The following is a 7,040-nucleotide window of genomic DNA, read 5'->3' as shown; positions in this document are numbered from 1 at the left end:
GCTCTCTTGTAGGAGCGCACTTGTGCGCGACCAGCCTACGGAGCGATGCACCCACACGCTGCGGTCGCGCACAAGTGCGCTCCTACAAAAGAGTTCGCGCGCGTGTGGGTGGCCAATTGATGGCTACGGGCGCTTCGTTGTGCGAGCGCACCCTGTGCGCGACAAACCTACGGAGCGGTACACCCAGGCGTGGCTGTCGCGCACAGGGTGCGCTCCCACAGGCAAGCGGCAAAGTGAGGACTCAGTGCGCTACTGCGCGCCTTGCGCCGCAAAATACCTCGCCGGCGGTTGGCCAAAACTCCGCCGGAACATCGCCACGAAGGCGCTCACGCTCGCATAGCCCAAGGCATCCGCTACCGCCGACACCGGTTCGCCGTCGGCCAAGCGTTCCAGGCCGTGGGTCAAACGTGCCAGCTGTCGCCACTGCGCAAAGCTCAACGCCGTTTCGCTGCGGAACAAGCGGCTGAGGCTGCGTGGCGACAGGCCGGCCCAGCCGGCCCACTCATCGAGGCCGCGGTTGTCGTTGGGGTTTTCCAGCAGCGCCACGGCGATGCGCAAGGCGCGGCGGTCCACCGGCATGGGCAGGTGCAAGGGTTCGCGTTGGGCGCGGCAGATTTCTTCCAGCAGCACGGTGGTCAGGCGCTCCTGGCTCTCGTCCAGCTGGGTTTCCCAGATCCAGGAGCTGGCGCGGCGCACCAGCGCGCGCATCAACTCGGTCACACCGATCACGCACGGATCGGCAGGCAGACAGCCGCATTCGGGCGGGGTTACGAACACGCCCCAGCCGGTCATCGGGCCGCTGAGGGTCACCGTGTGTTCCACGCCGGGCGGCATCCAGCCGGCGCGGTGCGGGGGGAGCAGCCAGGAACCCTGGGCCGTGCGCACGTGCACCAGTCCACTTTCCACGCAGTACAGCTGGCCGCGCAGATGGGAGTGCCAGCCGTACTCGCGGGTGCCGTCGTGGTACTCGCTGGCGGCTTCGCCCTCGGTCCAGTAGGCGATCACCGAGGGCCCATCGCGGCGCTCGATGAGCTCGTGGAAGCGGTTCTCGTCGTGCTCGCTGACATGGCCCATGGCTGATTCTCGACAAACTTTGACCAAATAACGCTAACAGTAATCACTCCGTCTGCCCAATCATGCTGGCCCGATCCCCACCGCTGCCGCCGCTCGCGGTGTCGAACGTGCCGACAGTCGCGGTTTGTCGAGCCCCTGCCAAAGCTCCTGCTTGATCCGGAGCTGTCACGCCCGCACGCCGATACACGTCTTGATTCAGCCAGCGCGGCGCCGCCCCGGCGTCCAAGGGAGCCGATCCATGTCGATGATTGCCGTACGCATGCCCACCGCCGAGACCGAGCCGCTCGAGGCGTTCGTGGCCTGTGCCCACCAGATGCTGGACCCCGACCTGCCCGAGGCCAGCCGGCGAGCCCTGGAGCCGAGGCTGGTCGCCCTGCTGCCGACCCTGCGGGCGCTGGGCGTGTTCGAGCTGTTCGAAGTGCGCCACCCGGCCCTGCGGACCTGGCTGGAGGATGAGCTGCGGGAGGGACCCCATTGAGGGCAGCTAGACCTTGTCCGGGCAAAATCTAACCAACACATCTTTGCCTTGACAAATATTATTCCGGCAATAAAATTGYCCTCCCATGACCTCCTCCCAAACCCCTTCCTACCCCCAGGACAGCATCGGCGTACTCGTCGGGCTGGTTCGCGGCGAGATCGTGCGCAAGCTGGAAGCCGAGATGCAGGCTGCGGGTATCGAGCTTCGTTTCACCCAGTTCCTGATCCTCAAGCGCCTGGCCTTGATGGGCCCGATGTCGGCCAGTGAACTGGCCCGCGCGGTGGAACTGGACGGCGGCGCGATGACGCGCCAGCTCGACCAGCTCGAAGGCAAAGGCCTGCTGCGCCGCCTGCCGCATGAACAGGACCGCCGCGCCCTGCGCATCGAGCTGACCCCGGCGGGAGACGACATGTGGCGGCAGATGACGCCATGCAACGAACACGTTCTGGATGCCGCCCAAAAGGCGCTGAACCCGACCGAGCGTGAGCAGTTGCGCGATTACCTGGTGCGCGTGCTGAACGCGCTCCGCGATATGAATTGACCCGCTTCTACTTTTGGAAACCTACGCCATGCGTCTGCAAATCCTTGCGGCAGCCACCGGCCTCTCACTCGCGCTGGCGGGATGCGTCAGCAGCGGCGGCCTGCACCCGGAAGGCACGCTGACCGACGCCTCGTCACTGAAGGCCGATCGCAGCCTGTCCGGCGCCACGCTCTCCCCCGCCGCCTGGCCGGCCAACGACTGGTGGACCGGTCTGGGCGATCCCCAGCTGAGCGCGCTGATCAGCGAAGCGCTGAAGGACAACCCGAGCCTCAGCGTGGCCGACGCGCGCGCCCGCCAGGCGCAGGCGCAGGCCGGTGCGGCCGATGCCGAGCGCGGCCCCAGCGTGACTGCCGGCGCCAACGTCATCGGTCAGCGTCTGCCGCTCACCGCCGCGCCGCCGGAACTGGGCGGCGGCAAGTTCACCTGGTTCAAGGACGCCCGCGCCAGTTTCAGCTGGGACCTGGATCTGTGGGGCGGCAAGCGCGCCGCCTGGGAAGCCGCCGTCGGCCAGCAGCATGCCGCTGAGATCGAACAGCAGGCTGCACGCATCGAGCTTTCCACCAATGTCGCGCGCGCCTATGTGCAGCTGTCCTACGCCTATGCGCAGCAGGATGTGGCGAAGGCCGAGCACGAGCGCGCCACGACCGCGCGCCAGCTGACCCAGCAACGCGTGTCCGCCGGTCTCGACAATCAGCTGCAGCTCAAGCAGAGCGAAACCGAAGTGGCCAACTCGGACCAGCAGCTGGCCGCGGCCAATCGCGCCATTGATGCGGCGCGTTCGTCGTTGGCGGTGCTGTTGGGCAAGGGGCCGGATCGCGGCCTCGATATCGGTCGTCCGCAGGCACTCAATCCTGCAGCGCTCGCTGTGCCGGCCGATGTGCCGACCGAACTGATCGGCCACCGCGCCGATCTCGTCTCCGCGCGCTGGCGCGTGGAATCGGCGGGCAAGGAGATCAAGGTCGCCAAGACCCAGTTCATGCCCAACGTCAGCCTCAGCGCGATGGCCGGCGTGGCGGCGTTCGGCAGCATCAATCCGCTGCAGTTGCCGGCGCGCTTCTACACGTTTGGTCCTTCGCTGAGCCTGCCGATTTTTGACGGTGGCCGTCTGCGTTCCAATCTGTCCGCCAAGGATGCGCAGTACGACGAAGCCGTGGCCCAGTACAACCAGACGCTGGTGCGCGCGGTGAACGAAGTGGCCGACGGCTACGACGCCGTGCAGTCCGCGCAGGAACAGGTCGCCGCCCAGCAGCGCGCGGTGGATGCCGGCACGCAGGCCTGGCAGCTCGCCGAGCAGCGCTTCAAGGCAGGCGTGGGCAGCTATCTCGAAGCGTTGATCGTGCGACAGCAGTTGCTGGTTGCGCAGCAGCGCCTCGCCGCCCTGCAGTCGCAGCAGGTCGACCTCTCCGTGCAGCTTATCCAGGCCCTCGGCGGCGGTTTCCGTCCGCAGGCGGGCCAGGCCGATGTGGCCGTCCAATCTTCCTCTGAACATTCGCTCTAAAGGCTATCCCCATGTCTAGCCAGAATCCGCTTGCGGCCGAGACCGCAGCCGCCCAACCCCCCAAGAGCCGTCGCGGTTTCCTGTTGAAGGGACTCGTCGCCGTGCTGGTGCTTGCCGCTGTCGGCTGGGGCGTGTGGTACTTCGTCGAAGGCCGTTGGTTTGAAGACACCGACGATGCCTACGTCAACGGCAACCTCGTGCAGATCACCCCGCAGGTGACCGGCACGGTCATCACCATCGGCGCCGACGACGGCGACCTGGTGCATGCCGGCGACGTGCTGGTGAAGCTCGATCCGGCCGATGCCGATGTCGCGCTGGAGCAGGCTCGCGCCAATCTTGCCGGCACCGTTCGCAAGGTGCGCGGCCTCTACAGCAACGTGAGCGGTGCCCAGTCCGAAGTGGCCGTGCGCAAGGTCGCGGTGGACAAGGCGCTGCAGGACTACAACCGTCGCCGCGATCTCGCCAAGTCCGGTGCCATCTCGGCCGAAGAGCTGTCGCACGCAATGGATGCGCTGACCACCGCGCAGAGCGCCCTGACCACCGCGCAACAGCAATTGCAGACCAACAAGGTGCTGGTGGATGACACCGTCGTCGCATCGCATCCGGACGTCCAGACGGCCGCTGCCAAAGTGCGCGCGGCTTATCTCGATGACGTGCGTACCTCGCTGCTTGCGCCGGTCGACGGCTACGTGGCCAAGCGCTCCGTGCAGCTCGGCCAGCGCCTGGCGCCGGGCACGCCGCTGATGGCGGTGGTGCCGCTGCACGGCGTGTGGATCGATGCCAACTTCAAGGAAACGCAGCTGGGCAATATGCGTATCGGCCAGCCGGTGGATATCCGGGCCGACGTGTATGGCGGCTCGGTCACCTACAAGGGCAAGGTCGAGAGCCTGGGCGTGGGCACCGGCAGTGCGTTCTCGCTGCTGCCGGCGCAGAACGCTACCGGCAACTGGATCAAGATCGTGCAGCGCGTACCGGTGCGCGTGTTCTTCACCGATCCCAAGCAGCTGGAAGAGCATCCGCTGCGCATCGGCCTGTCGACCAAGGTGTCGGTGAACCTGCACGACACCAGCGGCCCGCTGCTCGCCAAGCAGGCGCCGACGCAGCCGGCCTTCACCACCGATGTGTACAAGCAACAGCTGGCCAAGGCCGACGGCATGATCGCGGACATCATCCACGCGAACATGGCGGGTGAAGGTCAGAAGCAGTAAGTCGGTAGACATGGAGGCATAACGAGCCTCCATGTCCGCCTCTGTAGTGAAGCTCGTCATTCCGGCGCAGGCCGGAATCCAGTGACGTCAGTGCCGACATGTGCGGATATCTTCACGCCGTGTCGCAATTGGATTCCGGCCTGCGCCGGAATGACGGGCAAGAAAGCCGCGTGCGCCGTCGCAGTCGTGGATGGCGCGCCAACCCTTCATACCGCAGGTTATCCGTGCGATGAGCCAAAATTTCCAGCCGCGCAATCTTGCGTTGACGACCGTCGGTCTCTCGTTGGCCACCTTCATGCAGGTGCTCGACACGACGATCGCGAACGTGTCCTTGCCGACGATTGCCGGCAACCTCGGCGTAAGCGTCAACCAGAGCACCTGGGTGATCACCTCGTTCGCGGTGAGCACGGCTATTGCGTTGCCGTTGACCGGCTTTCTCACGCGCCGCTTCGGCGAGGTGAAGCTGTTCATCTGGTCGACGATGCTGTTTTCGCTCGCCTCTTTCCTGTGCGGCACTGCGCAGAGCATGCCGATGCTGATCCTGTTCCGCGCCATCCAGGGTGCGGTGGCCGGACCGATGTACCCGATCACGCAGAGTCTGCTGATCTCCATTTATCCACCAGCGAAACGAGGCATGGCGCTCGCGCTGCTGGCGATGGTGACGGTGGTCGCGCCTATTGCGGGTCCGATCCTCGGTGGCTGGATCACGGACAATTATTCGTGGCCGTGGATCTTCTTCATCAACGTGCCCATCGGCATCTTCGCCAGCATGGTGGTCGCCAACCAGATGAAGGGGCGCGTGGATGTCACCACGCGGCCCAAGATCGACTACGTGGGCCTGATCACGCTGATCATCGGCGTGGGTGCGCTGCAGATCGTGCTGGACAAGGGCAACGACGAGGACTGGTTCAACTCGACTTTCATCATCGTCACGGCGATCGTGTCGGCGATTGCGATTGCCGTCTTCCTGATCTGGGAACTCACCGACGACGAACCGATCGTCAACTTGAAGCTGCTGCGGCACCACAACTTCCGCACGGGCACGATCGCGCTGGTCCTGGCGTATGCGGCATTCTTCGCGATCGGCCTGCTGATACCACAGTGGCTTCAGCGCACGGTGGGCTACACGTCCACCTGGGCTGGCTTTGCCGCTGCACCGCTGGGCATCCTGCCAGTGATGTTGACCTTCATCGTCGGCAAGTATGCGTCGCGTACCGATATGCGCCTGTTGGCTTCGTGCGCGTTCCTGATCATGGGCGCCACCTGCTTCATGCGCTCCAATTTCTTCCTGCAGATCGACTTCATGCACGTCGCCGGCGTGCAGTTGTTCCAGGGTCTGGGCGTGGCGCTGTTCTTCATGCCGGTCACCACCATCCTGCTATCGGACCTGCGGCCGAACGAGATTGCCGCGGGCGGTGGCCTGGCCACCTTCCTGCGTACGCTGGGCGCCAGCTTTTCGGCTTCGCTGACGACCTTCCTTTGGGATCACCGCGCAATCGTGCATCACGCGCATCTCACCGAACACTTCACGCCGTACGACAACTCGGCGCAGGCGACGCTCAAAGCCGTGGGTGTGACGGGGCAGGCCAGCAATGGGTTGCTGGAGCAGTTGATCAATCAGCAGGCGTATCAGATTTCGTTCAATGAGGTGTTCCACATGCTGGGGTGGGTGTTTATCTGCCTGATTGGCGTGGTGTGGATGGCGCGGCCGCCGTTTGGGGCTAAGGCGGGGCCTGGGGCGGATCATTGATCGCTGGGTGTGTGGATTGGGTATGACGGAAGAGGTCGCAGTGATGCGGCCTCTTTTTTGATTTTGATTGTCATCTCGGCGCTGGCCGCGCTTTTCAACGGCCGAGTGGCTGGTCATCCAGAGCCTCGGTTTCTGGTTGTCGCGTTGCGGCCAGAGTGCCGCCTACGCGGCGGGCGTTTCGATCGGCTGCCGCCGCTCGAGTCACTTTTCTTTTGCTGGCCCAAAAGAAAAGTAACCCAAAGAAAATGGCCTGATAACGCCCGCAGCATCGTGTTGGGATAAGCCCGAACGCTCGAGGTGCGCTGTTGTGGGACAACCTCCGAGGGTACACAGCGGTTACTTCAAAGCGCTGCGCAACGCGCCCGAATCCCTGAGGACTTAAAGCCGGGCCTCGCTGCGCGTCGGCTGTGGGTCACAGGTGGCGCACTAGGTGCCGCGCCTGGCGCTTGGCTTGTCTGTGGGAGCGCACCCTGTGCGCGACAGCCACGCTG

The 7,040-nt window shown here is 64.9% G+C and carries 6 protein-coding genes; 5 read left to right on the top strand and 1 reads right to left on the bottom strand.

Annotation, left to right across the window (positions count from 1 at the left end; translation table 11 throughout):
* Positions 1 to 249 precede the first annotated feature (249 nt).
* On the bottom strand, positions 250 to 1,074 hold the full coding sequence (locus tag AC1DMG_RS18125; RefSeq protein ID WP_441601862.1) for an AraC family transcriptional regulator: 825 nt from the start codon (positions 1,072 to 1,074) through the stop codon (positions 250 to 252).
* A 238-nt stretch (positions 1,075 to 1,312) separates the two neighbouring features.
* Here AC1DMG_RS18125 and AC1DMG_RS18120 point away from each other — a divergent pair, with 238 nt between their 5' ends.
* From AC1DMG_RS18120 to AC1DMG_RS18100, 5 genes are all read left to right on the top strand, one after another.
* Positions 1,313 to 1,552, top strand: coding sequence for a hypothetical protein (locus AC1DMG_RS18120; RefSeq protein WP_441601863.1), 240 nt, complete (start codon positions 1,313 to 1,315; stop codon positions 1,550 to 1,552).
* A gap of 85 nt (positions 1,553 to 1,637) precedes the next feature.
* Positions 1,638 to 2,093 (top strand): MarR family winged helix-turn-helix transcriptional regulator, encoded by a 456-nt coding sequence (locus AC1DMG_RS18115; protein ID WP_441601864.1) that lies wholly within the window; start codon positions 1,638 to 1,640, stop codon positions 2,091 to 2,093.
* 28 nt (positions 2,094 to 2,121) lie between these two features.
* Positions 2,122 to 3,591: an efflux transporter outer membrane subunit gene (locus tag AC1DMG_RS18110; protein ID WP_441601865.1), complete on the top strand. Its 1,470-nt coding sequence runs from the start codon at positions 2,122 to 2,124 to the stop codon at positions 3,589 to 3,591.
* 11 nt (positions 3,592 to 3,602) lie between these two features.
* Positions 3,603 to 4,799: an HlyD family secretion protein gene (locus tag AC1DMG_RS18105; RefSeq protein WP_441601866.1), complete on the top strand. Its 1,197-nt coding sequence runs from the start codon at positions 3,603 to 3,605 to the stop codon at positions 4,797 to 4,799.
* Positions 4,800 to 5,028: 229 nt separating this feature from the next.
* Positions 5,029 to 6,549, top strand: a complete 1,521-nt coding sequence (locus AC1DMG_RS18100; RefSeq protein WP_441601867.1) for a DHA2 family efflux MFS transporter permease subunit — start codon at positions 5,029 to 5,031, stop codon at positions 6,547 to 6,549.
* Positions 6,550 to 7,040 lie beyond the last annotated feature (491 nt).

Source organism: Dyella sp. 01N36 (assembly GCF_056399745.1).
The sequence above is the reverse complement of the archived record's forward strand: the minus strand, read 5'-3'. Positions and strand labels throughout refer to the sequence as shown.